This is a genomic window from Flavobacterium cerinum (assembly GCF_024496085.1).
Taxonomy (GTDB): domain Bacteria; phylum Bacteroidota; class Bacteroidia; order Flavobacteriales; family Flavobacteriaceae; genus Flavobacterium; species Flavobacterium cerinum_A.
In genome coordinates this window covers 3,681,663-3,707,413 of record NZ_CP101751.1, presented here as the reverse complement: position 1 = coordinate 3,707,413, position 25,751 = coordinate 3,681,663, and the positions used below count along the sequence as shown (strand labels likewise).

27 protein-coding genes are annotated in these 25,751 nt (G+C 38.8%); 19 read left to right on the top strand and 8 right to left on the bottom strand.

Features of this window, described 5'->3' with window-relative positions:
• Positions 1–8 precede the first annotated feature (8 nt).
• From NOX80_RS16750 to NOX80_RS16710, 9 genes are all read left to right on the top strand, one after another.
• Positions 9–1,496 carry a carboxypeptidase regulatory-like domain-containing protein gene (locus NOX80_RS16750; RefSeq protein WP_256550960.1) on the top strand — a complete coding sequence of 496 codons (1,488 nt, stop codon included), beginning with the start codon at positions 9–11 and terminating at the stop codon, positions 1,494–1,496.
• A gap of 137 nt (positions 1,497–1,633) precedes the next feature.
• Positions 1,634–2,461 carry an OmpA family protein gene (locus tag NOX80_RS16745; RefSeq protein WP_256550959.1) on the top strand — a complete coding sequence of 276 codons (828 nt, stop codon included), beginning with the start codon at positions 1,634–1,636 and terminating at the stop codon, positions 2,459–2,461.
• An 84-nt stretch (positions 2,462–2,545) separates the two neighbouring features.
• Positions 2,546–3,724: an AIR synthase related protein gene (locus NOX80_RS16740; protein ID WP_256550958.1), complete on the top strand. Its 1,179-nt coding sequence runs from the start codon at positions 2,546–2,548 to the stop codon at positions 3,722–3,724.
• A gap of 83 nt (positions 3,725–3,807) precedes the next feature.
• The gene (locus NOX80_RS16735; RefSeq protein WP_256550957.1) at positions 3,808–4,245 is read left to right on the top strand and encodes a hypothetical protein; all 438 of its coding nucleotides are present in this window, start codon (positions 3,808–3,810) and stop codon (positions 4,243–4,245) included.
• 6 nt (positions 4,246–4,251) lie between these two features.
• Entirely contained in the window at positions 4,252–4,815 is a 564-nt protein-coding gene (locus NOX80_RS16730) for a Crp/Fnr family transcriptional regulator (RefSeq protein ID WP_256550956.1), read from the top strand.
• Positions 4,816–4,881: 66 nt separating this feature from the next.
• Entirely contained in the window at positions 4,882–5,208 is a 327-nt protein-coding gene (locus NOX80_RS16725) for a DMT family transporter (protein WP_256550955.1), read from the top strand.
• Positions 5,209–5,261: 53 nt separating this feature from the next.
• A complete protein-coding gene (locus NOX80_RS16720) occupies positions 5,262–6,059 on the top strand; it encodes a class I SAM-dependent methyltransferase (protein WP_256550954.1) in 798 nt (265 codons plus the stop codon).
• A 9-nt stretch (positions 6,060–6,068) separates the two neighbouring features.
• Positions 6,069–6,485: a Holliday junction resolvase RuvX gene (ruvX, locus tag NOX80_RS16715; protein WP_256550953.1), complete on the top strand. Its 417-nt coding sequence runs from the start codon at positions 6,069–6,071 to the stop codon at positions 6,483–6,485.
• A 104-nt stretch (positions 6,486–6,589) separates the two neighbouring features.
• A complete protein-coding gene (locus NOX80_RS16710; RefSeq protein ID WP_256550952.1) occupies positions 6,590–8,089 on the top strand; it encodes a malate:quinone oxidoreductase in 1,500 nt (499 codons plus the stop codon).
• Positions 8,090–8,140: 51 nt separating this feature from the next.
• On the opposite strand, the gene NOX80_RS16705 is transcribed toward NOX80_RS16710, so the two are convergent.
• Positions 8,141–10,360: an FUSC family protein gene (locus tag NOX80_RS16705; protein WP_256550951.1), complete on the bottom strand. Its 2,220-nt coding sequence runs from the start codon at positions 10,358–10,360 to the stop codon at positions 8,141–8,143.
• 195 nt (positions 10,361–10,555) lie between these two features.
• On the opposite strand from NOX80_RS16705, the gene def reads away from it, so the two are divergent.
• The 5 genes from def (at position 10,556) to NOX80_RS16680 (ending at position 13,953) form a co-directional block, all read left to right on the top strand.
• Positions 10,556–11,143, top strand: coding sequence for a peptide deformylase (gene def, locus NOX80_RS16700; RefSeq protein WP_256550950.1), 588 nt, complete (start codon positions 10,556–10,558; stop codon positions 11,141–11,143).
• A 56-nt stretch (positions 11,144–11,199) separates the two neighbouring features.
• Positions 11,200–11,628: a DUF5606 family protein gene (locus NOX80_RS16695; protein ID WP_256550949.1), complete on the top strand. Its 429-nt coding sequence runs from the start codon at positions 11,200–11,202 to the stop codon at positions 11,626–11,628.
• A 74-nt stretch (positions 11,629–11,702) separates the two neighbouring features.
• Positions 11,703–12,476, top strand: coding sequence for a nucleoside triphosphate pyrophosphohydrolase (mazG, locus tag NOX80_RS16690; protein ID WP_256550948.1), 774 nt, complete (start codon positions 11,703–11,705; stop codon positions 12,474–12,476).
• Between the two features lie 4 nt (positions 12,477–12,480).
• Complete coding sequence (locus tag NOX80_RS16685) at positions 12,481–12,798, top strand: antibiotic biosynthesis monooxygenase family protein (protein ID WP_256550947.1); 318 nt, start codon at positions 12,481–12,483, stop codon at positions 12,796–12,798.
• Between the two features lie 18 nt (positions 12,799–12,816).
• On the top strand, positions 12,817–13,953 hold the full coding sequence (locus tag NOX80_RS16680; protein WP_256550946.1) for a hypothetical protein: 1,137 nt from the start codon (positions 12,817–12,819) through the stop codon (positions 13,951–13,953).
• Positions 13,954–14,012: 59 nt separating this feature from the next.
• Here the strand turns inward: NOX80_RS16680 and fabF are convergent, their stop codons facing one another.
• From fabF to NOX80_RS16655, 5 genes are read right to left on the bottom strand one after another with little or no spacing between them, the layout of a single operon-like run.
• Positions 14,013–15,251, bottom strand: a complete 1,239-nt coding sequence (gene fabF / locus NOX80_RS16675) for a beta-ketoacyl-ACP synthase II (RefSeq protein ID WP_256550945.1) — start codon at positions 15,249–15,251, stop codon at positions 14,013–14,015.
• 35 nt (positions 15,252–15,286) lie between these two features.
• Entirely contained in the window at positions 15,287–15,832 is a 546-nt protein-coding gene (locus NOX80_RS16670) for a TetR/AcrR family transcriptional regulator (RefSeq protein WP_256550944.1), read from the bottom strand.
• A gap of 47 nt (positions 15,833–15,879) precedes the next feature.
• Positions 15,880–16,314 (bottom strand): PaaI family thioesterase, encoded by a 435-nt coding sequence (locus NOX80_RS16665; protein WP_256550942.1) that lies wholly within the window; start codon positions 16,312–16,314, stop codon positions 15,880–15,882.
• A gap of 9 nt (positions 16,315–16,323) precedes the next feature.
• Positions 16,324–17,496 carry an acetyl-CoA C-acyltransferase gene (locus NOX80_RS16660; RefSeq protein ID WP_256550941.1) on the bottom strand — a complete coding sequence of 391 codons (1,173 nt, stop codon included), beginning with the start codon at positions 17,494–17,496 and terminating at the stop codon, positions 16,324–16,326.
• 44 nt (positions 17,497–17,540) lie between these two features.
• Positions 17,541–18,125: a TetR/AcrR family transcriptional regulator gene (locus NOX80_RS16655; protein ID WP_256550940.1), complete on the bottom strand. Its 585-nt coding sequence runs from the start codon at positions 18,123–18,125 to the stop codon at positions 17,541–17,543.
• A 121-nt stretch (positions 18,126–18,246) separates the two neighbouring features.
• Here NOX80_RS16655 and NOX80_RS16650 point away from each other — a divergent pair, with 121 nt between their 5' ends.
• Positions 18,247–18,873, top strand: a complete 627-nt coding sequence (locus NOX80_RS16650) for an LpxA family transferase (protein WP_256550939.1) — start codon at positions 18,247–18,249, stop codon at positions 18,871–18,873.
• Here NOX80_RS16650 and NOX80_RS16645 read toward each other — a convergent pair.
• Positions 18,847–20,019: an MFS transporter gene (locus NOX80_RS16645; RefSeq protein ID WP_256550938.1), complete on the bottom strand. Its 1,173-nt coding sequence runs from the start codon at positions 20,017–20,019 to the stop codon at positions 18,847–18,849. The genes NOX80_RS16650 and NOX80_RS16645 overlap by 27 nt on opposite strands.
• A gap of 276 nt (positions 20,020–20,295) precedes the next feature.
• Between NOX80_RS16645 and NOX80_RS16640 the strand changes: the two genes are divergently transcribed.
• The 3 genes from NOX80_RS16640 (at position 20,296) to NOX80_RS16630 (ending at position 23,145) form a co-directional block, all read left to right on the top strand.
• Positions 20,296–20,703 (top strand): hypothetical protein, encoded by a 408-nt coding sequence (locus NOX80_RS16640; protein ID WP_256550937.1) that lies wholly within the window; start codon positions 20,296–20,298, stop codon positions 20,701–20,703.
• A gap of 165 nt (positions 20,704–20,868) precedes the next feature.
• Positions 20,869–21,333 carry a protease complex subunit PrcB family protein gene (locus NOX80_RS16635; protein ID WP_256550935.1) on the top strand — a complete coding sequence of 155 codons (465 nt, stop codon included), beginning with the start codon at positions 20,869–20,871 and terminating at the stop codon, positions 21,331–21,333.
• A 168-nt stretch (positions 21,334–21,501) separates the two neighbouring features.
• A complete protein-coding gene (locus NOX80_RS16630; protein WP_256550931.1) occupies positions 21,502–23,145 on the top strand; it encodes a patatin-like phospholipase family protein in 1,644 nt (547 codons plus the stop codon).
• Here the strand turns inward: NOX80_RS16630 and NOX80_RS16625 are convergent.
• Positions 23,140–24,126: an alpha/beta hydrolase gene (locus NOX80_RS16625; RefSeq protein ID WP_256550930.1), complete on the bottom strand. Its 987-nt coding sequence runs from the start codon at positions 24,124–24,126 to the stop codon at positions 23,140–23,142. The two genes, NOX80_RS16630 and NOX80_RS16625, sit on opposite strands and share 6 nt — an antisense overlap.
• 126 nt (positions 24,127–24,252) lie before the next feature.
• On the opposite strand from NOX80_RS16625, the gene cls reads away from it, so the two are divergent.
• A complete protein-coding gene (gene cls, locus NOX80_RS16620; protein ID WP_256550929.1) occupies positions 24,253–25,728 on the top strand; it encodes a cardiolipin synthase in 1,476 nt (491 codons plus the stop codon).
• The last annotated feature ends 23 nt before the right edge of the window (positions 25,729–25,751 follow it).

Below are 25,751 nucleotides of genomic sequence, written 5' to 3'. Positions count from 1 at the left end.
GAAGGGATATGAAAATAATAATCAAAATAGGACTCATACTGATGCTTTTTAGCATAGCCTGGTCCTGCAGTAAAGAAGATTTTATTGAAAAAGGACAAGGTACGGTTAAAGGTCGTGTGGTAGAAGCGGAAACGTTTACACCGATTGCGAATGCCAGAGTGTCCTCAAGTCCGAATACCAGCACGGTATTTACCGATTCATTGGGCTATTATGTCGTAACGCAGGTCAATGAAGGTGACTATTCTTTTGAAGCCCGTAAAGATGGGTATATTGCAAAATTCGAAGGTGTTCATGTAAATACCGGTGGAACTACGGAAATGGTTTTTGAGTTGGTTAAACAGGAGGGAACAAATTTGCCGCCAACGGTACCTGTATTGACTACACCAACGGATAATGCAATGGATCAATCGTTGGAAGTGACTTTGAAATGGACATGTAGTGACCCGGAAGAGGATCCGATAACCTATAAAGTTACCTTGCGTAATGATACCAGTAATAATGTGGTAACGTATGATAATATTACCGAAACGAGTTTTACGTTGACGAATCTGAATTACAGTACGAAATACTATTGGCAGGTTACAGCTAATGACGGAGTTAATACCGATGTGAATAGTCTGACCAGTTCGTTTCGAACGCTTATGTTTCCGAATGCCCGATATCTGTTTGTACGGAAATCCGGAGATAATAATGTGATTTTTACGGCCGATGATGCGGGTAATCAATTGCAAATTACTTCAGATGCTACTAATAGTTTCCGACCGCGTAAAAATGTACAGGCTAATAAAATTGCCTTTATCCGAACAACAGGCGGACAAGGACATATTTATACCATGCGTCCGGACGGATCGAGTGAATTTAAAGTAACGAGTAATGTGCCGGTTGCCGGATTTAATCTGGATTATTATAACTATTGCTGGCGCGCCAACGGAAGTCAGTTGATTTATTCCAATTTTGATAAACTATACCGGATTAATGCAGATGGTAGTGGTTTACAGCAGTTGTATCAAACGCCAAACGGAAAATTTATATCAGAATGTGACTGGAGTTATGACGGCAGTCTGATCGCACTAAAAGTAAACGATCTGAGCGGATATAGTGTCGAAATCTATGTAATTGATATGTCCGGCAATGTAGTTGCAAATGTCTTATCCGGAGTTAATGGCGCCGCCGGCGGATTGCATTTGTCGGTCAATAATACAAAATTGGTATTCACCCGGGATGTATCAGGTTACCAAAGCAGTGATTATCGTCAGTTGGATAACCGAATCTTTATGTACGATTTTACAACGAATGCCATAACTGAAGTACCGGTACAACGTCCGGCCGGTTATAACGATCTGGATGTGCGGTTTTCGCCGAATGAAGCCGAGCTGATCTTTGTCAGCACTTCTAACGACGGAGTTTCGCCGAGAACAATAACAAAATATACTATGGGAACATCCAATTCCAGAACATCCTTGTTTAGCAACGGTATGATGCCGGATTGGAAATAAACGACCACCTCTTTCTTTTGTAAAGGCGTATCTTTTGAATTGTCGGGATACGCCTTTATCATTTTATCAGAATAAATCGGCAGATTGCTTTTAAAATTCAACGGAAAATTGTTAATTCGTTATTGTAAACCAGAACAATGAAAACGTTTTTAGCCCTATTGATCTTTCTGATGACGGCAGGTAGTTTGTCGGCACAGGAATCATTTGTCGTATATTTTGAAAGTAATAAACACGATCTGACCCAAAAAGAAAGGCTCCGGCTGGATGATTGGATAAAGCAAAATACGACATCAAAAATAGTCGCAATTAACGGATATACGGATGAAGACGGAACGACAAAGTATAATGATACGTTAGCTCAAAAGCGGGTGGCCTTTATTTTTACTACTGTAAAAGATAAAGTAAAAACCAGAGAAGATTTCAGAACCCGTAGCTTCGGCGAAAGTCACAAACAATCGAAGGTTAAAGCCGAAAACCGAAAAGTAACGATTCATTATATTGAAGCTAAAGATCTGGCGCGGGAAAATGAAATCTTAGGAATTAAACCGGTTACAGAAATCAAAAGGATAGAATTACCGTTAGATGCTTCACTTGGATTGCGGGTACAACATGCAAAAGTGGGAGATAAGCTAAAACTGGATAATGTTAATTTTTACGAAAATACCTTTGCCGTTTTACCGGAATCCCGACCGAAAATGTTTGAATTACTCGAAATAATGAAAAACAATCCGAAGTTGAAAATCCAGATTCAGGGCCATATTTGTTGTATGCCAAACGACAGAGCGGATTTGTCAACCAAAAGAGCAAAAGCAATTCGTTTGTTTCTTGAAGCAAACGGAATAGATAAAAGCAGAGCCACTTTTAAAGGATTCGGCAGTACGCAGCCTATTTATTCGTTACCGGAAAAGAACGAAGAAGAAAGAGCGGCCAACAGAAGAGTAGAAATCGAAATTGTGGAAAATTAAGCCGGAAATATTTTCAAATCCGCATTTTTTCAAATTCCACATTTTAGAGTATCTTTGCGCAACAACAACACACACTACAAATTCATGAGTTCTGATACGAGTAAACGATACAGTTTAAGAGGCGTTTCTGCCGCTAAAGAAGATGTGCATAATGCCATTAAAAACATTGATAAGGGACTTTTCCCGAAAGCTTTCTGCAAAATAGTACCGGATTACCTGACCAACGATAACGAATACTGCCTGATTATGCATGCAGATGGTGCCGGAACTAAATCCTCTTTGGCTTATTTATACTGGAAAGAAACCGGTGATATGTCCGTTTGGAAAGGAATTGCACAAGATGCGCTAATTATGAATATCGACGATTTATTATGTGTCGGAGCGGTAGATAATATTATGCTGTCATCTACAATCGGAAGAAATAAAAATTTAATTCCGGGTGAAGTTATTTCAGCAATTATCAACGGAACGGAAGAATTGATCGAAGAACTGAAATCATTTGGGGTAACTATCCGTTCTACCGGAGGCGAAACAGCCGATGTGGGCGATTTGGTGCGAACACTTATAGTTGATTCTACAGTAACGGCACGGATGAAACGCGCTGATGTAATTGATAATGCTAATATTAAAGCCGGCGATGTAATTGTAGGTTTAGCGTCATTCGGTCAGGCGAAATACGAAAAAGAATATAACGGAGGAATGGGAAGTAACGGGCTAACATCGGCTCGCCATGACGTATTCCATAAATATCTGGCTGAAAAGTATCCGGAAAGTTTTGATGCTTCTGTACCGGAAGAATTAGTGTATTCCGGAAATGTAAAGCTAACAGATGCCGTAGAAAATGCACCGATTGATGCCGGAAAACTAGTGTTGTCGCCAACGCGTACGTATGCACCGGTGATCAAAAAGATATTGGAGAAATACAACGCTGATACGATCCACGGAATGGTACATTGCAGCGGAGGAGCGCAAACAAAAATATTACACTTTGTAGAAAACCTACATATCATAAAAGATAATCTGTTCCCGGTACCGCCTTTATTTAAGTTGATCCAGGAACAATCTAAAACCGATTGGAAAGAAATGTATCAGGTTTTCAATTGCGGTCATCGTATGGAATTGTATGTGCCGGCTGAAATAGCAGCGGATATCATCGCAATTTCCCAATCATTTGACATCGATGCGAGAATCGTCGGAAGAGTAGAAGCAGCAGCTACCAAAAAGCTGACAATAACCAGCGAATACGGACAATTCGAATATTAAAATAACAAAAGAATCCCTCAACCGAGGGATTTTTTTATAACGAATACCCGGAAAAGAAATATCTTTGAAGAAACAAATCGAATATGGAAATCAACTTAAAAAACGGAATAGCCGAACTGGTTTTCGGAATGAAACAGAAGGATGTGGAAGCTGTTTACGGTAAACCGAACCGCCAATATAAAGACGATGATAATAACATTATTTATCTGTATAACGAAAAGTATATGCGCGTGACATTCTATGAAGATGAAGAAATGAAAATGGGCTATCTTATCTGTTCGCATCCTGAATTGGAATTATTCGGTCAAAAACTGATCGGACGAAATACAGCAGAAGTACAAGCTGAGATTTTGAATAAAGGAATCAAAGATTGGGAAACAGAAACGTTTGATACGGTAGATAATGTATTTAACGAAAGTAATTGGTTGATTCTGCAATCGGAATTTGGAAAAGTAATCCGTGTTGAGGTTGGTGCCATCATCAATGATAACGATGAATTCAACTGGAAATTCAAATCATAATAGGCGATGAAAGCCGAGCAAATCGTACAATCCATTCATCCGTTACCGGAAAAGGCTTTGCAAAAAATAATGGATCATCTTTCGGAAGTAAGTTATCCGAAAGGGTATCACCTGATTGAAAGTAATAAGATCGAAAACGATGTTTATTTTATCAAAAAAGGAATGGCACGGGCGTTTTGTTACGCCAATGAAAATGAGGTTACGTTCTGGTTTGGTCGGGAAGGCGGTGTTATTTTATCGTTCAACAGCTATATTTTCGGGAAACCGGGCTATGAAACAATTGAATTACTGGAAAATGCCGAATTGTATCATATCAAAGCATCGGAATTAAAAGCGTTGTACGAACAGGATATTGATATTGCCAATTGGGGAAGAAAACTCAGTGAATATGAACTGGTAAAAACCGAAGAACGATTGATATCCCGACAGTTTAAATCGGCACTGGAACGATATGAAGAACTGATAAAAGGTGATCCTGAACTATTAAACCGGGTATCATTAGGGCATATAGCCTCTTATTTGGGCGTAACACAGGTAACCTTAAGTCGGATACGGGCTGAAATCCGATAGTTTTTTATCATTTGTTAAAAAATAGCCGAAGAAAAAATCAGAATTTTGCGGTCTAAAATAAAGAATATGAACTGGATTTTAATCATTATTGCCGGACTATTCGAAGTAGGATTCGCTTCTTGTCTCGGAAAAGCCAAAGAAACAACCGGAAATGAATCTGTTATGTGGTATTCCGGATTTTTTATCTGTTTAACCATTAGTATGCTGTTGTTGATCAAAGCAACGCAAACCCTGCCTATCGGAACGGCTTATGCGGTTTGGACCGGAATCGGAGCGGTAGGAACGGTATTAGTTGGTATTATCATCTTTAAAGAACCGGCCGATTTTTGGCGTATGTTCTTTATTGTTACCTTGATTGCTTCGATCATCGGACTGAAATACGTATCCCATTAAAATCAAAAACTTTAAGAAATATTTAAACTGATCTTCGGTATAATTTAGCGTAGTTGGAACTAACTTTGTATAGTATTGCCGATCTGGTAGTACTAAAAAAAGAAGAGATGAAAGACAATTTTTCGAAAATAGCGTCAGCTTATGCCGTTTTCAGACCCGGTTATCCGCAAGAAATCATCGATTATATTATGTCGTTAGCCCCCCGTAAAGGATCGGCTCTCGATATTGCTACAGGAAACGGGCAACTGGCTCAAAAACTGGCTCCCTTTTTTGATCAGGTATATGCTACGGATATCAGTGAACAGCAAATTAAGAATGCTGTAAAAAAAGATAATATTAACTACAGTGTACAGCCGGCTGAAAAAACGACTTTTAGCGATAAACAGTTTGACCTGATCGCGGTAGCACAGGCGGTACACTGGTTTGATTTTAATACATTTAATAAAGAAATATACCGAATACTGAAAGACGACGGTATTTTCGTGATATTGGGATATAGTCTGTTAAAAACCAATCCGGCGACAGATGCTGTTATCAAAAAGTTATATAAAGAAATTTTAGGAGACTACTGGGACAAGGAAAGACAATATATTGATGCTTATTACAAGACAATTCCTTTTCCGTATGATGAAATCACAACCAAAGCGTTTGACAGTCATTATCAATGGGACTACGAACAGTTATTGGGCTATCTGGGAACCTGGTCGGCTGTGCAACATTATAAAAAACAGAAAAAAACGAATCCGTTGGACCTGATTGAAAAGGAGCTGAGAACATCTTGGGAAGAAAGCAATAAAAAAGTAACATTTCCATTACTTTTGCGGATAGGAAAATTACAAAAAACACTTTAAACCATTGCCATGCCTAGAATAATAGCGATCGATTACGGACAAAAGAGAACCGGAATTGCGGTTACGGATGAATTACAGATTATTGCTTCCGGACTGACAGCGATTCCGTCTGAAGAAGTAATACCGTTTCTGAAAGATTATTTTGCCAAAGAAGAGGTCATAAAAGTATTGATAGGAGAACCCTTGCAGATGAACGGTCAGCCTTCGGAAAGTACACCGGTGATTGAAGCTTTTGTGACTCGTTTTAAAACAGCTTTCCCGGACATGAAAATGGAACGCGTAGACGAACGTTTTACATCAAAAATGGCTTTTCAAACCATGATCGATAGCGGATTGAAAAAGAAACAACGACAAAATAAAGCGTTAATTGATGAGATTTCCGCAACAATAATGCTTAGGGATTATCTATCCCGAAAAATGATTTAGAAAAAAATTGTAATTTACTAAAAATAATATTTGAATTGTAAAGGTTGGAAAAAAGTGATAGTTTTTCAAACTTTCAAAGTAAATTTGCACTTTAAATTACTGCGATGACTACTACAATACAAAAAACTGAGGCCGATGTGGTCTTAATTGGAGCAGGAATAATGAGCGCAACATTAGGACTACTACTAAAAGAACTACAACCCAACTTAAAAATTGAAATCTTTGAACGTTTAGATGTTGCTGCTGCCGAAAGTTCGGATGCTTGGAATAATGCCGGTACAGGACACTCAGCGTTTTGTGAATTGAACTACACGCCGGAACTGGAAGACGGTTCCGTTGAAACGAAAAAAGCGGTAAAAATCGTTGAATCATTTGAAGTTTCCAGACAATTTTGGGCCTATCTGGTTGAAAACAACTTATTGGATAAGCCGGAGAGTTTTATCAGAAGCGTACCCCATATGAGTTTTGTTTGGGGCGAGAAAAATGTAAAATACCTTAGAAACCGTTTCGAACAACTACAAAAATACCACCTTTTTAAAGGGATGGAATATACAGAAGATCCGAACCGGATCCGGGAATGGGCGCCATTAATTATGGAAGGCCGTAAAGGAGCTAAAAAACTGGCGGCAACTTCTATGAAAATCGGTACCGATGTTAACTTCGGCGCATTAACACGTAGCATTTTTAATCACCTTCAAAAATTAGATGGCGTAAAAATGCACTTTAATCATGAAGTTAAAGATCTTAAAAAATACGAAGACGGTACCTGGAAAGTGAAAGTTAAAGATGTAGCTGACGGCCAAAAGAAACGGGTAAAAGCGAAGTTTGTTTTTATCGGTGCCGGAGGCGGATCGTTATTACTATTAGAAAAAGCAAATATTCCGGAAGGAAACGGATTCGGAGGTTTCCCGGTTAGCGGACAATGGTTAAAATGTGTAAACGAAGAAATCATTGAAAAACACCAGGCTAAAGTATACGGAAAAGCATCTGTAGGCGCACCGCCAATGTCGGTTCCGCATATCGATACCCGTGTAATCGACGGTCAGAAAGCTTTGTTGTTCGGACCTTATGCCGGATTTTCAACAAAATTCCTGAAAAACGGATCTTATTTTGATTTGGCACAGTCGATCAAATTAAACAATATAAAACCGATGCTTTCAGCGGGTATTAAAAACATTCCGTTGACTAAATATTTGATTGATCAGGTATTCCAGTCGTCTGAAGACCGATTAAAAGCATTAAAAGAATATTTACCGGATGCGAAAAAAGAAGATTGGGTATTGGAAAATGCCGGTCAACGTGTTCAGGTAATTAAAAAAGATAAAGAAGGAAGAGGCGTACTCGAATTTGGTACTGAGGTAGTAAATGCTGCCGATGGTTCGTTAGCGGTATTGCTTGGGGCTTCTCCGGGAGCGTCAACTACAGTATCTATTATGTTGGATTTGTTAGGACGTTGTTTTCCGGAACAATTGGCAACTACAGAATGGCAGTCTAAATTAAAAGAAATGATTCCGTCTTATGGTTTGTCTTTAAATGATAATCCGGAATTGGCAGATAAGCTAAGAGCGCACACAGCGGAAGTATTAAAGCTGGAGCATTTTTAATTGAACCGGTCAGAATATAAAAAAAGCGACACTTGAATAGTGTCGCTTTTTTTATTCTGCATTTTTATTTTTTAAAGCAATGGTGGCTTTTAAAATGTTTTCAGATAAGTTGGTTAACCAGATTAATTGCTCGATTACCAATTGCGATTCCTCCAGTTTGAGTTTGAAATCTTCATCATTTTGAAGATCCTCATGAAGCTCTTTGGCGCGGATGCTTTTTAATTCTGAAAAACTAACTTCCAGTTTTTCTTTTTCGTCTTCAGAGAGCAAGTTGCTTTCCTCATTATTTAAAACGGCAATGGCCTGATTCAGATTGTGAATTACAGTGTTAACCACAATGTTAAAAGCTTCGGAAGCCTTCGTTGTTTTATGGGATTGTACATAGGTCCCGATCGAAGCCAGTGATGATAATAAGGTATGGTTAAGCACGGCTAATTTAAAAACCTGTGATTTCTGACGTTGCTTGGATTTCGGTTCCTGAATCATCCGCTGAAAAGAAGCCATTAGATTTCCGATTTCAATAAAAGCGTGTTTTCGAGCCAGTTTGTAAGCAGTGGTCACTTCTCCTTTTTGATTGTAAAAGCGACTGATTTCTTCGAGGTATTCCCGATTCGCAGCAATTGCTTTTTCCAGAAAAGTACGTACGTTTAAAAATTCCCAGGAGGGCCATAGAAGATAACTTGCCGTAAAAGAAAGTACGGCTCCTACCAGTGTATCAAGAATACGATACTGAATTACTTCATTTACATTGGGCGTTAATATCCCGTAAATAAAGATGACATAAATGGTGATAAAAGTAGCTCCGATTTTATAATTAGTGTTCGAAAAAGTAAAACCTAAAAGCATGGAAATAACGCATAAAACACCCAATATCGTATGATTACTGGTGATGTATAGAAAACCGAATGCAATAATTCCGCCTAAAACCGTCCCTAAAATCCGTTCGATTGAACGTTGTTTGGTTAGACCGTAACCGGGACGCATAATCACAACAATAGTCAGCAATATCCAGTATGGATTCTGAAATGGAAGAAACTGACCGATGATATAACCTAATAATAAGGTGATTGTCATCCGTAATGAATGTCGGAAAAAAGTAGACGAAAAACTCAGATTTTCCACCAGTGTATTCCAACGGTAGTTTTGAGGTGTAAGGAATTTTTCAATGTCTTTATTCCGGTTTTTATAGTCCTGAAGGTTGATGGAATCGGAAAAAACGCGTTCCAGAACTTTTATTTTTTCAATCTGACGTTCCGCATAATGCAACATGTTGTTGAGCATTAATACACCTTCGTAAGCCTGTGCTTTACCGACATTCTGTTCGTAAGCAGCGATGACTCTCTCTAATGCTTCCAGATCTTCCAGTAACGAATGTCTGGACGTATATTTGATGTCTTTTTCAATGCTTTGAGCAATTTTTTTCAGACTGGCGGCAAGATTATAAGCCAGATTTTGATAGGTTGCCAGTACTTTTTGATGTTCGGCAAACTTCTTCTGTAACTTATCATAATCGAATGATGTCGATAAAGCCAGTTCCAGAATATCGACCATGGTTGTAAAAACAATTAACATTTTACGATTATGATTCGAGTTGGCAGAACTGGTTTGATTACGGATCAGAAATTCACGGAGATTTTCATGTATGGTGTTAATCTCCACCTGAAGATGAAGCTGCTTTTCAATGATCTTGGATTTGTTGGCATCAATATTCCACAAATCACCGCGTAGCTTTAGATATTTTGAAGTCAGACGAATACAATCTACCGTTTGTAATTCGACATAACGCTTCGGACGAATAAAGTAAAAAATAAGTGAAATCAGGATATAAAACAAACCGCCCACAGCAATCCAGATACCGTGTAATATAAGGTCCCAACCTTTATAGTCGTGACTAAAAGCTAAAGCGATGGCAATTAATCCGGAAAAGGAAACCAGATTCGCACGTTGACCGTAAGCGGATAGCATCGAAAGAAAAAACAACGTCAAACCCATCACCGGATATAATATCCAGGGATTATGGCTACAGGAACTGATGAGTAAGGTACAACCGGTGCCGAGTAAAACAGCAACCAGTAAACCGTTAATTTTGTGTTTCAGATTACCGTGAATATCACTGGGAAAGGTCAATATGGTTCCGAGTGCGATAGTAAAGCCGATATTAGAATAGCCCAACCGGGCAAACACGATAAAAGGAATTACCGCGGCGAGGGTTACTTTAAAAGCATTGGTGAAGTTGGTACTGTCTATGAATTTTCTAATTTGATATAGCATTGTAACCGTGTTAAAAACAAAGGTAGAAAATGTAAAAAAAGTAGGAGTAAAATTAAGAATGATTTTACATAAAAATGTTTAAAAAAAGTCAAATCGGGATAAACGGTACAGGAATCTGTATTTTTTCATTACTTTTGCGCACGGATTAAAGGTTTTTGCGCTTTAATCCGTTATAAATCCTTTAAAATAAGAATAATGATTTTACCTATTATCGGATATGGCGATCCAGTGTTGCGCAAGGTTTGTGAAGAAGTGTCGCAGGATTATCCCAATTTAAAACAAACGATAGCGAATATGTATGATACGATGTATAATGCTTATGGAGTAGGTTTAGCCGCGCCACAGGTAGGTATGCCGATTCGTATTTTTATCATAGATTGTGAGCCGTTTAGCGATAGTGAAGATCTGACACAGGAAGAACAGGAATTATTAAAAAACTTCCGTAAGACGTTTATTAATGCTAAGATAGTGAAAGAAGAAGGAGAAGAATGGGGATTCAACGAAGGATGTCTGAGTATTCCGGATGTAAGAGAAGATGTATTCCGTCAGGAAAAAATCACGATCGAGTATTATGACGAGGATTTTAATAAGCATACCGATGTTTACGACGGACTGATTGCCAGAGTAATCCAACACGAATATGACCATATCGAAGGAATTTTGTTTACCGACAAAATCTCATCGTTGAAAAAAAGATTAATCTCAAAAAAATTACAGAACATCATGGAAGGCAAAACGCGTCCGGATTATAAAATGAAATTTATTGCCAAAAAAGGGCGATAATTTTTGTTTTTCAATTCAAAGATTAGATATTTGTCATCCTTTAAAAAAATAGAAAAATGAGCATAGAAAGAATATTAGCAATTTCAGGAAAACCGGGTTTATATGCATTGAAATTACAAACCAGAACAGGATTTGTAGCCGAGTCATTATTGGACGGGAAAAAAATCACAGTTGGTTTACGTAGTAATGTAAGCTTATTGTCTGAAATTTCAATCTATACCTATGATGGAGAAATCCGTTTAGCTGAAGTTTTCAGAGCTATTGCTGAAAAAGAAGACAACGGACCGGCTCTTTCACACAAAGAGGATAATGCAAAACTGGAAACGTATTTCAGAGAAGTATTACCTGATTTTGATGAAGACAGAGTGTATGCTTCTGATATTAAAAAAGTATTAAACTGGTACAATATGTTACAAGCTAAAGGTTTGGTTTCGAAAGAAGCACCGGCTGAAGCGGAAGCACAAGAAACAGCGACTGAAGAATAAATCGCTGAAAAACCAGATAAAAAATAATCCTGCCTTCGGGTGGGATTTCTTATTTTTACACAAATTCTGAACCTATGAACACACGTCAGCAACAACTGGATGCTTTTAGCCGTTTACTCGATGTTATGGACGATCTGAGAGCCAAATGTCCCTGGGATAAAAAACAAACCCTGGAAAGTCTTCGTCATCTTACAATCGAGGAAGTTTATGAGTTAGGAGATGCCATTCTGGATAATGATCTGGAAGAAATCAAAAAAGAACTGGGTGACGTATTGTTGCATATTGTGTTCTATTCCAAAATCGGAAGTGAAAAACAAGCCTTTGATATCGCCGATGTAGCCAATTCGATTTGTGATAAATTAATTGAAAGACATCCGCATATTTATGGTGATGTTGTCGTAGAAAATGAAGAACAGGTAAAGCAAAACTGGGAAAAGTTAAAATTAAAAGAAGGGAAGAAATCCGTTTTGGAAGGCGTTCCTAAAAGCTTGCCGGCATTGGTAAAAGCAAGTCGGATTCAGGACAAAGTAAAAGGTGTCGGATTTGATTGGGAAGAACCGCATCAGGTTTGGGATAAGGTACAGGAAGAATTACAGGAATTACAGGAGGAAGTGGTAAAAGGCGATCAGGATAAAATGGAAGCGGAATTCGGAGATGTATTATTCTCAATGATCAATTATGCGCGTTTCCTGAAAGTAAATCCGGAAGATGCTTTGGAACGAACCAATAAAAAATTTATAAAACGATTTCAGTATCTGGAAAGTAAAGCGGTTGAACTTGGAAAGCCATTGGCGGATATGACGTTAGCCGAAATGGATGTTTTCTGGGAAGAAGCTAAAAAACATTAATGATATGATTGCTCGAACACCGGAACCACCGTATTATGCTGTTATTTTTACATCGGAACGTACTGATGTGGATAACGGATATGGAGAAACTGCCGAAAGGATGGTTGAATTGGCAAGCCAGCAATCGGGTTTTTTAGGCGTCGAATCGGCTCGGAATGAAATCGGAATTACCGTATCCTATTGGTCGGATCTTGAAGCGATAGCCAACTGGAGAAAGGATGCCGAACATACCCTTGCCCGTGAAAAAGGACGTGCCGACTGGTATCGTGTATTCAAAGTTCGGATTGCCAAAGTGGAACGAGATTATGATTTTAAAAAATAAAAGATAACAAATACTTACATGAATAAAATTACCCTGCTGTTCCTGTTAATGGCAAACGTTCTTTTCGCGCAGAAATCCATAACAGTGGCTGAGATTGCTTTACAGGTAAAACCCGGATCGACGGAAGAGTTATTGTACGGTTTTGCTGATGGAGACCAGATTGTGTTAACATTTGAAGAAGAGAACGGTAAAAAGTTAAGTGAAGTTTCGGTTGCCGCATTTCCGGATATTCTTAAGTATAAAGTGTTGGATACTAAGAAGGTAAAAAAGCAAACTATTGCGGTTCAGCAGAAAGGGGTCTATAAATTCCGATTTATAAATAATGAAAAAGAACCGAAACAAATTGCTGTATTGATTCAGCGAATACCGGTTTCAGATGATACCCGAAATTTTAATACTACAACGAAATGGATAACGGAACAGGATACAACCTGGAATTCGTTTACAAAAGAAGTAATTGTAGGATATGATACCACTTTTGTTCGTAAAACAAGAAAAGTCGTGACTTTTGAAAAGAAGTATGAAGAAATGGTACTCGATAAAAGTCAGCGTGTAAGTGCTAAAACCAGTTTCGATCCGAGTCAGTCGGGAATATTTTTTACGTTACCGGTAAATGCAATTGCGGCAGATGAAACCAAAAAAGTAGTGGCTTGGGCCTATTGGGTTGGAGTTGGAAAAGAAAGTAACGACTATTGGCAGCAAAACCGAAAAATGATTGTCGGTGCTGTTCAGGGCGCTACAACGATTTTCACAAGTCCGTTAGGTGGTATTGCCGCGGGCGCGGTAACCAATCTGGCTTTACCGTCCATAGGGGAAGATGTTGAATATGCTTTGGTAAACGAAGAAAATAAAAAATTATACCTACAGGGAAAACCGATTAAATCGTATGATTTCGGAAAAGGAATTGCAACATTCAAACGTTTTACGGAATCGGGAATGCTACAGGGGAAATTTTTTGTAATGTTGAAAAACGACAACTACGTACAACCGATAGATGTAAATGTTAAAGTATCGGCTATTGTTGAGCATAAAAAGTTTAAAGATGAAACCTTTATGGATAAACAAATCAGTCCGAAATATGAAAAAAAGATACTTTCGGAACCGAATATCGTAACCCGAAAGTTTCCGGCTACATTCGATTATAAACGGAAATAAAACAGTTTAAACCCGACAGGTTTCTACAACCTGTCGGGTTTAAAAAAACAATCGGATTATTAGATTTTCTTAAAAATTACAATTCCGTTATGCCCGCCAAAACCAAAAGCATTACTCATTGCTATATCTACTTTTTTCTCAAGTGCTTTGTTGGCTACAATATGAATGCCTTCCGGAATATTGCTGTCCGCTTCGTGTAAATTAATAGTCGGAGGGATAATACCGTGATTAATAGCTTTAATCGATAAGATCGCTTCAATAGCACCGGCTGCACCTAATAAGTGTCCGGTCATCGATTTGGTGGCACTTACACTAAGATTAGGACTATTAGCAAATACTTTTTTAACCGCAGTTAGTTCGCTGATATCGCCAATTGGAGTAGAAGTCGCGTGCATGTTCAGATAATCAACCTGATCCGGGGTTATTTGTGCTTCTTCCATTGCCAGTTGCATTGCTTTGGCAGCTCCGATACCTTCCGGATGCGGAGAAGTCATATGGTAAGCATCGGCAGTCATTGAAGCGCCAACAATTTCGGCGTAAATTTTAGCACCTCTTTTTATAGCATGATCATAGTCTTCCAAAATCAGTGCGCCGGCACCTTCACCCATTACAAAACCATCGCGTTGTGCATCAAAAGGCCGACTAGCTTCTTCCGGATTATCGTTACGGGTTGACATCGCTTTTAAAGCGGAAAAACCACCCATTGAGGCCGGAGTAATCGGAGCTTCAGAACCACCGGTAATAAAAACTTTGGCTTTGCCTAGTTTAATATAATTATAAGCGTCCATGATTGCGGTATTGGAGGTAGCGCAAGCCGATACAGTAGTGTAATTGATTCCGCGTAATCCATATTTCATTGAAATCATTCCGGAGGCCATATTGATGATTAGTTTCGGAACAAAAAACGGACTAAATCGCGGTGTTCCGTCACCTAACGTATAATCGCGTACCTCGTTTTCAAAAGTTTCCATTCCGCCTTGTCCGACACCCCATATTACACCGATGTCAAACGGATCAATAGTAGTCAGATCCAATCCGGAATCTTCCATCGCTTCGGCAGCGCTATATAAAGCATATTGCGTAAATAAATCGCTTCTTTTGATTTCGTTATGCGTAAGATAGTTCGATGGTGTAAAATCTTTTACCTCACAGGCGATCTGTGATTTAAATTTTGAAGCATCGAAGCGGGTAATTTTTGTGGCACCGCTAATTCCTTTTATACTGTTGTTCCAGAATTCGGTTACTGTATTTCCAATTGGGGTTAGCGCCCCAAGTCCTGTAATTACAACTCTCTTCATTATTTTTGGGTTTTACTGATAAGTACGTTTAAAATCTAAGTTTTCTGAATGTTTTGTTGAATGACCTGGCATACATCGTTTTGTAATACCTTGTTTAAAAGTAAAGAAGCTAATAAAGACGACTGAATGCAATAGGCTTTTGCTTTTGGTGTTTCTGTAAAATGAAAACTGCCGTCTGCTTTGCCTTTGTCCAGTAAATCCGTTAGCCAAAGGAGAATGCTTTCTGCCATTTCTTTTAATTTTTCCTGCATCTCCGGGGATAATGTGTCGTGAATAGGGGATAATGCGCCCATTAAGCAGACCCATTTGTTGTCGCGGGTTTTTTCATGCATACAAGTGTAACGGTGCAATTGCGTTTCATAAGGAAGTGATTGCCATGCCGTAATAGTCGCCCGGAATTTGTCCATAGTATCATCAATAACAGCCATTCCTAAATCCGATTTGGACGGGAAATAGTAATGTATGGCCGCATTTTTAATGTTCAGTTGCTTCGAGATATCGGCATAACTGAAAGCATTATATCCTTTTGAACGGATCAGTTGATCAGCAAGGGAGATAATATGGGATCGGGTATCCTTCATGAAGACAAAGATATAAATTTTACTTATTAGTAAGTAAGTTTTGTAATTTATTTAATATCGGTACGGAGCAAATTGGTATAACCTTTGGCCAGTAAACGTGTTTTATCCTGATTCCAGATTTCGCATTGGGCATTTACAACCCGCTCTCCTTTTTTATTGATTGACGTTTCTGCCAGAATTACATCATTTTCCCGTGCCGAAGCGAAATAATCTATAGCATTGTTTATCGTCGGATAAAAATAAGGCTCACCGTAAGAAATTAAAGTAGCACCGATAGCATCGTCAATTATGGCAGCAATAATTCCGCCGTGTAATGTACGGTAAGGGTTGGTCATCTCATTTCGGATGGTATATTGAAATACCAGTTTACCTTCTTCAACAACTAACATAGTGGGACGTAACCAATTCATAAAAGGAGACGGAGATGTGCTTACCTCTTTACCGATATGTTGTTTTAAAAAATCAAAAGCATCGTTTTTCATATGATAATATTAAAGTTTTTCAATAACCATTGCAGACGCACCGCCACCGCCGTTACATATTGCAGCAACACCATATCGCCCGTTTTCCTGTTCTAATACGGATAGTAAAGTAGTGATGATTCGCGCTCCGGAAACACCGATAGGATGCCCCATTGCTACGGCACCGCCGTATACGTTAATCTTTTCAGAAGGAAGTCCGAGAATTTGCTGATTTGCAAGGATTACAGCTGCATAAGCTTCATTGATCTCAAAAAAATCAATGGCATCTAATGGAAGTTGTGCTTGTTCCAGTGCTTTCGGAATAGCTAAAGAAGGCGAGGTGGTAAACCATTCGGGAGCTTGAGCAGCATCGGCGTATCCGATGATTCGGGCTATCGGTTTTAAATTATAGGTAGCTACAGCTTCATCGGAAGCCAGTAATATAGCACAGGCTGCATCGTTCAGATTACTGGCATTGGCAGCTGTTATGGTTCCGTTTTCTTCAAAAGAAGGAGCAAGACGGGCAATTTTTTCCGGTATTATTTTATAGATGTCTTCGTCATCTGCCAGAATCCGGGACTCTTTTTTATCCGTAAGGGTAATAGGAATGATTTCGTTGGTAAACTTTCCCGATTGTGTCGCTTCGGTTGCTTTGCGATAGGACGCTAATGCATAGGCATCCTGATCTTCCCGACTGATAGCATACTTGCGGGCGCATATTTCGGCTGCGTTTCCCATATGGTAATGCTGATACGGATCGGTTAAACCATCTTTTAAAAGGCCATCCGTCAATACATCATTTCCCATTTTGTTTCCTTTTCGATGCTGAATGTAATGCGGAACATTACTCATGCTTTCCATTCCTCCGGCTACAACAATATTGTCAATTCCCAACTGAATTTGTTGTGCGCCTAACATTATGGCTTTCATACCGGAAGCGCAGACTTTATTTACGGTCGTACAATCAGCGGTATCGGGAATGCCGGCTGTTAAAGCTGCTTGTCTGGCGGGCGATTGACCTAAATTGGCTGAAAGTACATTGCCCACATAAACTGCATCAATAGCTGTTGGCGGTACTGTACTTTGTTCTAAAAGACCGGAAATTGCTATTTTTCCCAGTTCTGTAGCGCTAAATTGCGACAAGCTACCCATAAATCCTCCGATAGGAGTTCGACGGGCTAAAATGATGTTTACGTTTTTCATGATTTTGTTTTTATACCGATCGGTATATTTTTGGTTAAAAAAAATTAGAGCGCAAGAATAAGCTTGCGCAGCGTATTCATTATAGCGTGATTGTGGTTTAGGTTTCCGGTTAGTTTGATCATCATACGGGAACCTTCGATTAATGCTATGATGGCCAATGCATTTTCTTCGGTATCGGTGTCAGATTTAAATTCTCCTTTTTCTTTTCCTTTATTGATCAAGTAAATTAATGTGTCTTTCCAGTATAATAAGGCTTTACGTGCTATTTCTTTTAGGATAGGGTGCGTATCATCGGCTTCGATGGCCGTATTTAGAATAGGGCATCCGCCGGACGGAAAATCATGAAGTGCAAAATTTTCGTATAGATCCGGGTAACACATCAGTTTGTCGCGATAACTTTTCTTTTCGGAAATAGCTTCCGTAATAATAGCGCGAACTTTATCCAGATTGTATTCCAAAACGGCAACGGCTACTTCATCTTTATTTTTAAAGTTGCCGTAAATGCTTCCTTTGGTAAGTCCGGTTACATCGGTAAGGTCTTGTAGCGATGTTCCCCAAAAGCCTTTGGTGTTAAATACCGGTGCGGTTTTTTCGATGATAAATTGCCTGGTTTTTTCCGCTTTTCCCATACTGATCCGATTAAAAAACAAATATATACCGATTGGTATAATAATGCAATGATTTTAATCAAATTTTAGCAATTACGCATTGGGTTTCGTTTATTTTTGTAATGACAAAATAGAAAAGCAAATGAAATTATCCGATTATACGAATCATTTTGATATTATTTTCCCTGGAAATGAAAACCTGCTACCGTGGGAAATCACAAAAGGACTGGTCGAAATGATACAGGAGAAAATCAAAACGTTATCAGAAGATGCTTATCGGATTACCAACGATATTGCGATCCATAAAACTGCCGTTATTGAAACCGGCGTTATTTTAAAAGGACCGATAATTATTTCGAAAGATTGTTTTGTTGGCGCGCATGCCTATTTACGCGGAGGTGTTTATTTGTCTGAAGCGGTAAAAATTGGTCCGGGTTGTGAGATTAAAACCAGTATTATCCTTCCGGATTCCGCAACTGCCCATTTTAATTTTATAGGGGATAGTATTATAGGGAGTCATGTGAATTTCGAAGCGGGAGCCGTTATTGCGAATCATTATAATGAAAGAGAAAACAAAGCAATAACGGTCCGGATAGGCACGGAGAATTGTTCCACCGGTGTAGAAAAATTCGGCGCTTTGGTTGGCGATTACTCCAAAGTGGGCGCTAATGCTGTGTTATCTCCCGGAACAATATTACGACCTCAATCGGTTGTTGGCCGATTAGCATTAATTGATCAGGTGTCAGATAGATTGCGTTCGCTTTCGTAGTAACATATAGCCTAAAGCAACAACTGTCATCACAGCGGTGGCATACATGATAATCGGTATTTTGGTAATCACATCCTGATAGTACCATCCGGCACATAAGGCTCCTAATCCGATACCGGCTTCTAAAGCAATATACATCGTTGCCATGGCTTTTCCACGATGATCAATATGACTCATATCAACTGTCCAGGCGTTTAAAGCAGGCGAAAGGATTCCCGTTGCAATACCGTAAAGACAAGAACCGGTCATCAATCCGGTAAAATTATCCGCAAAACCAATGACGATGAGTGAAAGGATTAATAAAACAAGTCCGATTTTGATAATCCGGATTCGGCCATACTGATCGGAGGCTTTTCCGGCAATAAAGCGGATAAGGAGTGAGGCAATGGTGTAGACCATAAAAAATAATCCTTTGTTTTCAATTCCTATATGCTGACTCCAATCGGGTATCAATGTTAGTATTGCTCCGTAGGCAATATAGGACAGGAAAGTTACGATAGCAGCCGGTAGCACTTCTACAGCAATAATATCTTTTCGGGATATCTTTAAAATGGAAAAACGAAAACGTTCTTTATCCTTGAGCGTTTCTTTCATATTCATCAGGATTAATATGGAAAGTAAAGCGAATAAAGAAGAGGCATAAAACAGGATATTCATCGAAAAGTACATTTTAATCGAACTTCCGATGGCCGGACCGATAGCCATTCCGGTACTAAAACAAAGTCCGTGTAGTCCTAACGCTTCACCCCAACGTTCTCTCGGGATAATATCGGCGACATAAGCAGCGGTTGCTGTAGGTTTAAAACCGGTTGAAAAACCGTGTAATAGACGAAGGAATAAAAAACCGGAAACGGTACTCAAAACCGGGTAAAGGAAGCCGCAGACAAAACAAACGATGGAACCGGTGGCCATTACGGGAACGCGCCCCATGGTATCGGTTAGCCTACCGCTAAAAGGTCTGGAAATTCCGGCTGTAAGTGTAAATAAAGCGATGATCAGCCCTTTGTATTCCGCTCCGCCCATACTGCTCAGGTATTCGGGAAGCTCCGGGATAAGCATATTAAAACTGGCTGAGAATAATAAAGAACTCAGGCATACTAAGCCAAAGTGAATATTGTAAATGGGATTTGAGGGCTTAGTAATCATTCGGTAAAAGATTTTAAGCACACAAAAATACGGACTAAATATGAGACTGAAAAAAGAACAACGATCATATTTAATAGGTTAACATAGAATCGGGATATTTCAAATTGTTAAAAAAAAGGATAATAGTTCGGGTTGGAGTGTTTTTATTATTATTCTTTTTGACAGGCTTCTCGTTGTGTTGTTTTTGTAAAAATTTTTTAGTTAAAAAAAATAATGGAGTTAATTAAATTTTTTTATACTTTTAGATATAAGTTTCAACCTTTAAAATTATAACTAATGAAAAAGTTAATGTTAACCCTGGCTGTTTGCGGAATGTTATTCGCAACATCATGTAAAAAAGAAGCACCAAAACCGGAAGAAGAAACAATGGAAGTAGCGCCACCGCCTGCACCTGCGGAAATGGAAGCGGATACCAGCTCGGATATGTCGAAGTTGGAAGCCGATCTTAAAGCAGCGGAAAAATCGTTAGAAGAAGCGAAAGCTAAAGGCGATAAAGCAGCGGAAAAATTAGCTCAGGAAGCTGTAGATAAAGCGAAAGCGGCTTGGGAAACAGCTAAAACCAAAACAGCTGAAGCAGCTCAGGATGTGAAAGCAGCAGCCGACAAAGCAGCAACAGATGTTAAAGAAGGTGCTGAAAAAGCAAAACAAGAAGCAAAAGACGCTTTAGATAAAGTGAAAAAATAATTGATATAAAAAAGAAGTAAAAACCGGAATTGTTATAATTCCGGTTTTATTATTTCAGTTTGTTTTATGTGTTGATTTTTAGTGGATTATATATTGTTTTTGTTTAAATTTGATAGAGTAAATCGCGATTTGTCAACTTTTAATACAACCAAAAACAAAATAATTATGAAAAAAATACTACTTCTTTTTGCAGGCCTTATGCTAATCGCCTGTAATGACAACGATGATTCGGTACTGCTTTCGCCACAAGAACAGGGTGTGAATTTTAATAGAGTAGGAAAGGGAAACCTTTATGGTAATAGCTCTGAAAATATCACGCAGCAGAACTTAGTGATCAATACTGAAGCAGAGTGGAATGCTTTAAAAGCGGCTATGGATGCGAGTAATAACACAACGTACCAGTTCACGGAAACCGAAATCAATTTTGATGAATATCAGGTGTTAGCCGTTTTTGATGCCGTAAAAATGAATGGCGGATGGACTATTGATATATTGGACATTGCGGAAACGCAGGATAATATACTGGTAAATCTGGATAACGTAAGAAAAGGAGATGCTACTACAGTTATAACACAACCTTTTGAAATTGTAAAGATCAAACGCACTGATAAAGCAATTGTATTCGATTAATACAAGTTGTTTTAAAAAAGATCAAGTGGGACTATTAGTTCCACTTTTTTTGTAAGATTAATTCAGGTAAGAAAAACGGCTGTTGTGCTATATTTATCGGAAACATAATCGTTAAAATTTGCATATCCAGTAGTAAATGGTGATTTTAGCAAGGCAAAACCAAAAAACATGAAAAATATAGCACTTGCTTTTTCCGGAGGCGGATTCAGGGCTGCCGCCTATAGCCTGGGATGTCTTAGTTATCTTAACAGAATTCGATATGAAGGAAAACCTTTATTGCATAATGTGCGCTATATTTCATCAACTTCAGGTGGTAGTATAACCAATCTGATGTATAGTTCTTACCTTTTTGAAGGAAAATCGTTTGATACTTTTTATGCGGATCTGAACGAAAAACTTTCAGGAGAACAACTTTTAGGGGATGCTATCCGGACGCTGGATACACCTTCGGCCTGGAAGGAGCGACCACATAAAAGTCGTAATTTGATCAATTCATTCAGTCTGGTATACGACAAAATGTTTGCCGGAAAAACATTCGGGGTGTTTTCTAATCCGACTCCGGGTGTGCATCTGGAAGAGATTTGTGTGAATGCAACGGAGTTTTCAAATGGCTTGCCCTTTCGGTTTCAGTCACAAAACGAAGATAAAAAACGATCTGTCGGCAAAATAGGAAACCGTTATATTTATTTTACACCGAAAGGAAAATCGGTTTCAGATCAGTTGAAACTGGCCGATATATTAGCCTGTTCCTCTTGTTTTCCTTCCGGGTTTGAACCCATGTTATTCCCTGAAGATTTTACATCGCGGCAATTAACCAAAGAAACATTGGAAAATGCAATAGTATATGAAGAGAACGAATATACCTTGTCGGATTATAACCGTATGGATTTTCTAAGGAACAAAGACTTTGAAAAAAAGCAATTCGGAATTATGGATGGCGGTATCACGGACAATCAGGGAATCGGATCGTTTTTAAAAGCGGATGCCAGACGAAAAAAAGACGAAAAATTTGATCTGTTTATCAGTTGTGATGTCAGTAGTTATCTGATGGACGGTTATACTTTACCGGTTTATAAAAACCGATGGTATAATGGTTTTTCGTTGCGTATTATCGGAACGCTTCTTTTTGTAATCGGATGTGTTTTTCCGTTACTGTGGTTTCTTGTAAAAGAGTGGAAACCGTGGCATTATGTGGTGGGAACTTTAACGGGTGTTTTTTCTGTTGCCGTTATCGGATTTATGCTTTTCAAAATACTGAAAGCTTTTCAAAAACCGGCTAATAAAGGTTCCTGGAATACGGTTTTTAAAAAATACAGTTATGTACTGTATAAGTTGCGATTTGACATTTTAAAACACATGGTGCAATCCAGAGCCAAATCAGTTTTTATATTGGCCAATGATGTGTATCTGAAACAAATCAGAAGAATGTATTATGATAATTTGTTTACGAATAAAAAGTATCGTAATAAAGTGATTCAGAATACAATTTATGACCTGAGCCGGGTTAATTTCGATTCGCAACCGGTTATCGATAATAGCCCGTTATATCCTTCTCAAAAACTAATTTCGGTAGCCGAAAAAGCCAGAACCATGAGTACGACTTTATGGTTTGATTCGCATCATCAGTCGGAAAAAGTAAAAGAAAGTATTATTGCTACCGGACAATTTACAACTTGTTATAACTTGTTGTTGTTTCTGGGTAAGCTAAAAGAAACGGATAAAACACCGGATATTGTCGAATTAGAAGCTTTGTTGCGATTGGATTTTGAAACGTTTACTACCGATCCGTTTTTTATGCAGTCATCGTTATAAGTTTTTTAGAAATTGTACAGAACGTTCCAACGCCGATTGGCCGGCTTCGGTATCGAGATTGAACTGATATTCGTGCGGAAGTTTTGGCGTATAATCTTTCGGGAAAAATAAAGTAGTTACAGGAACTCCGATTCGGGTAAGATCGCGTGCCAATACCTCCGATTGTATTAATAAATCATCTCCGTTTCCGGCTGTAATAAAGGCCGGCGGAAAATCTTTGGTAAGATACGGAGTGATCGAGGCGGTTTTAAAATAACGATCGGTCATAAAATCTTTTGTTCCGCTATACGACCATAATAAGGGTTTTGCAAGTCCTTTAAAACCGGTTTCGACGTTGGTTTTACTAATATCATACGGGCCACAATAAAGTAAGAGGCCGGCAAGGCGGAGGGAATTTATTTTCGGACGGATTCCAATCAGACGGGCATATTCCGGGGAAGTTAAAATCACGGCCATTTGTGCGGCAATCTGAGCTCCGGCAGAATCACCTGCTAAAATGATTTTTTCCGGATGAATATGGAGTTTTTTTCGATTTTGAATAAGATAATCCAAAGCACGGTTTAATTGGCGTACCGGATTGGGATAATGAACCGATGGCGCCAGCGTATAATCGATATTGGCAACGGTAAAACCTTTTGAAGCCAGTATTTTACAATATCCGGCAACCTGATTTTTATTCCCGGACAGCCATCCGCCACCGTGAATCCATACAATTGTCGCTGTTGAAAGCCTTTTTTCAGGGTAATAGATGTCAAGGGTTACCGCTTTGTCGGTTGGATCATATGGGCGATCGCTTATTGTGGACACATTTTCGGGTAAATGCTTTTCCAATGCCTCAGCCTTTTTATCTGCACCGTAATCAAAAGCGAACCGAATGAGTAATGCAGAAGGCCACGGACTTATTTTGGAAGCCGAATAGAGTAGTATTCCTGAAATCAGAAAAATAAGAAAGGACCGGAATAAGATTTTTTTTATTTTCATGACGAATAAATCAGTTGCGACTTTTTGTTAAAATACGGATACTCACAAATATAACACTTCTGTTTTTCCTGTTAAAATTTGTTACTATAACGAAAACAAGGTACTTTTAATGTAAAATTGGCTTTCATGACTTTGGAAGAACTCGTCAATCCGTGGAGTACGCTGTTTTTAGCGGTTTATTACCTGATCGTAATAGCCGTTTGTTGTATTGTGATCTATAATACCAAATCACCGGCCAAGGCATCTGCTTATTTGCTTTTGGTAACTTTTGTACCGGTGGCGGGAATTTTTGTCTACTTTTCATTCGGATTTAATTATCGGAAACGGGAAATTTATTCCAAAAAAATCATTAAAGATGATAATTTGCTGGCTCAGGTGATCCGGGCGGTAAATGATAATTCCCGAAAAATTCTGCGAACCCGACCCGAGCTATTCGGAAATTTTGATTCTGTAGCCCGAATGGTGCTGAAAAATGAAAATAGCCTGATTTCGGATAATAATAAAATTGATTTGTTGGTAAACGGTGAACAGAAATTCCCCCGTTTACTCGATGATTTAGCCGGAGCACAACGAAACATTCACCTGGAATATTATATTTATGAAGATGATGAAACCGGAAATGCTATAGCAAATCTGCTGATTCAAAAAGTCAGGGAAGGAGTGGCTGTCCGGTTTGTATATGATGCTTTCGGAAGCTCGGGAATCAAGAAACTCGCCCGGCGGTTAAAGACTAACGGAGTGGAAGTATATCCGTTTTATAAAATCATTTTTTCGTTATTAGCCAATCGCGTAAACAATCGCAATCACCGGAAAATCGTAGTAATTGACGGAAAGATAGGTTATATTGGCGGAATCAATGTCAGCGATCGCTATGTTAACGATCCCCGGTTTGAAAACGATTATTATTGGCGTGATGCCGGAATTCGTATTGAAGGAACCGGAGTATATAATTTGCAATACACCTTTTTAAGCGACTGGAATTTTGCATCGGGACAGACTTTACAACCGGAAGAAACTTTTTTTCCGTCCGGATTAAATGGAGAAAGAGTCGGAAATACGATTATGCAGACGGTGGTAAGCGGAGCCGATTCGAAAATACCGTCTATTATGTTGTCAATGGCACAGAGTATTGCCGTGTCCCGTAAAGAAGTGCTTTTAACATCACCGTATTTTATTCCCGATGACACGATTTTAAATGCAATCAAAGTAGTGGCATTAAGTGGCATACCGGTAAAACTATTGGTTCCCGGAATTTCGGATTCGAAAATCGTTAACGCTGTATCTTCGTCCTACTATAAAGAACTAATGGAAGCCGGAGTGGAAGTATATCGCTATCAGAAAGGTTTTGTTCATGCAAAGACAATGGTTTGCGACGGACTGTTGAGTATGATCGGTTCTGCGAATATGGATTACCGCAGTTTTGACCTGAATTTTGAGGCCAATGCGATTATTTATGACTTTACATTAGCAGCGACTTTACGAAGCCAGTTTTATAAAGATCTCGAAGATGCCGAACGGATTGATCCGGTACAATGGCGAAAACGCTCCCGAATGCAGAAATTTAAAGAACGACTCGTACGCTTGGCGGCTCCATTAATGTAACAGAACGTTATAATCGGATGGAT

Coding starts and splice junctions, on each gene's coding strand:
- NOX80_RS16750 (WP_256550960.1), top strand. CDS start 9: ATGAAAATAATAATCAAAATAGGACTCATACTGATGCTTTTTAGCATA.
- NOX80_RS16745 (WP_256550959.1), top strand. CDS start 1,634: ATGAAAACGTTTTTAGCCCTATTGATCTTTCTGATGACGGCAGGTAGT.
- NOX80_RS16740 (WP_256550958.1), top strand. CDS start 2,546: ATGAGTTCTGATACGAGTAAACGATACAGTTTAAGAGGCGTTTCTGCC.
- NOX80_RS16735 (WP_256550957.1), top strand. CDS start 3,808: ATGGAAATCAACTTAAAAAACGGAATAGCCGAACTGGTTTTCGGAATG.
- NOX80_RS16730 (WP_256550956.1), top strand. CDS start 4,252: ATGAAAGCCGAGCAAATCGTACAATCCATTCATCCGTTACCGGAAAAG.
- NOX80_RS16725 (WP_256550955.1), top strand. CDS start 4,882: ATGAACTGGATTTTAATCATTATTGCCGGACTATTCGAAGTAGGATTC.
- ruvX (WP_256550953.1), top strand. CDS start 6,069: ATGCCTAGAATAATAGCGATCGATTACGGACAAAAGAGAACCGGAATT.
- NOX80_RS16710 (WP_256550952.1), top strand. CDS start 6,590: ATGACTACTACAATACAAAAAACTGAGGCCGATGTGGTCTTAATTGGA.
- NOX80_RS16705 (WP_256550951.1), bottom strand. CDS start 10,360: ATGCTATATCAAATTAGAAAATTCATAGACAGTACCAACTTCACCAAT.
- def (WP_256550950.1), top strand. CDS start 10,556: ATGATTTTACCTATTATCGGATATGGCGATCCAGTGTTGCGCAAGGTT.
- NOX80_RS16695 (WP_256550949.1), top strand. CDS start 11,200: ATGAGCATAGAAAGAATATTAGCAATTTCAGGAAAACCGGGTTTATAT.
- mazG (WP_256550948.1), top strand. CDS start 11,703: ATGAACACACGTCAGCAACAACTGGATGCTTTTAGCCGTTTACTCGAT.
- NOX80_RS16685 (WP_256550947.1), top strand. CDS start 12,481: ATGATTGCTCGAACACCGGAACCACCGTATTATGCTGTTATTTTTACA.
- NOX80_RS16680 (WP_256550946.1), top strand. CDS start 12,817: ATGAATAAAATTACCCTGCTGTTCCTGTTAATGGCAAACGTTCTTTTC.
- fabF (WP_256550945.1), bottom strand. CDS start 15,251: ATGAAGAGAGTTGTAATTACAGGACTTGGGGCGCTAACCCCAATTGGA.
- NOX80_RS16670 (WP_256550944.1), bottom strand. CDS start 15,832: ATGAAGGATACCCGATCCCATATTATCTCCCTTGCTGATCAACTGATC.
- NOX80_RS16665 (WP_256550942.1), bottom strand. CDS start 16,314: ATGAAAAACGATGCTTTTGATTTTTTAAAACAACATATCGGTAAAGAG.
- NOX80_RS16660 (WP_256550941.1), bottom strand. CDS start 17,496: ATGAAAAACGTAAACATCATTTTAGCCCGTCGAACTCCTATCGGAGGA.
- NOX80_RS16655 (WP_256550940.1), bottom strand. CDS start 18,125: ATGGGAAAAGCGGAAAAAACCAGGCAATTTATCATCGAAAAAACCGCA.
- NOX80_RS16650 (WP_256550939.1), top strand. CDS start 18,247: ATGAAATTATCCGATTATACGAATCATTTTGATATTATTTTCCCTGGA.
- NOX80_RS16645 (WP_256550938.1), bottom strand. CDS start 20,019: ATGATTACTAAGCCCTCAAATCCCATTTACAATATTCACTTTGGCTTA.
- NOX80_RS16640 (WP_256550937.1), top strand. CDS start 20,296: ATGAAAAAGTTAATGTTAACCCTGGCTGTTTGCGGAATGTTATTCGCA.
- NOX80_RS16635 (WP_256550935.1), top strand. CDS start 20,869: ATGAAAAAAATACTACTTCTTTTTGCAGGCCTTATGCTAATCGCCTGT.
- NOX80_RS16630 (WP_256550931.1), top strand. CDS start 21,502: ATGAAAAATATAGCACTTGCTTTTTCCGGAGGCGGATTCAGGGCTGCC.
- NOX80_RS16625 (WP_256550930.1), bottom strand. CDS start 24,126: ATGAAAATAAAAAAAATCTTATTCCGGTCCTTTCTTATTTTTCTGATT.
- cls (WP_256550929.1), top strand. CDS start 24,253: ATGACTTTGGAAGAACTCGTCAATCCGTGGAGTACGCTGTTTTTAGCG.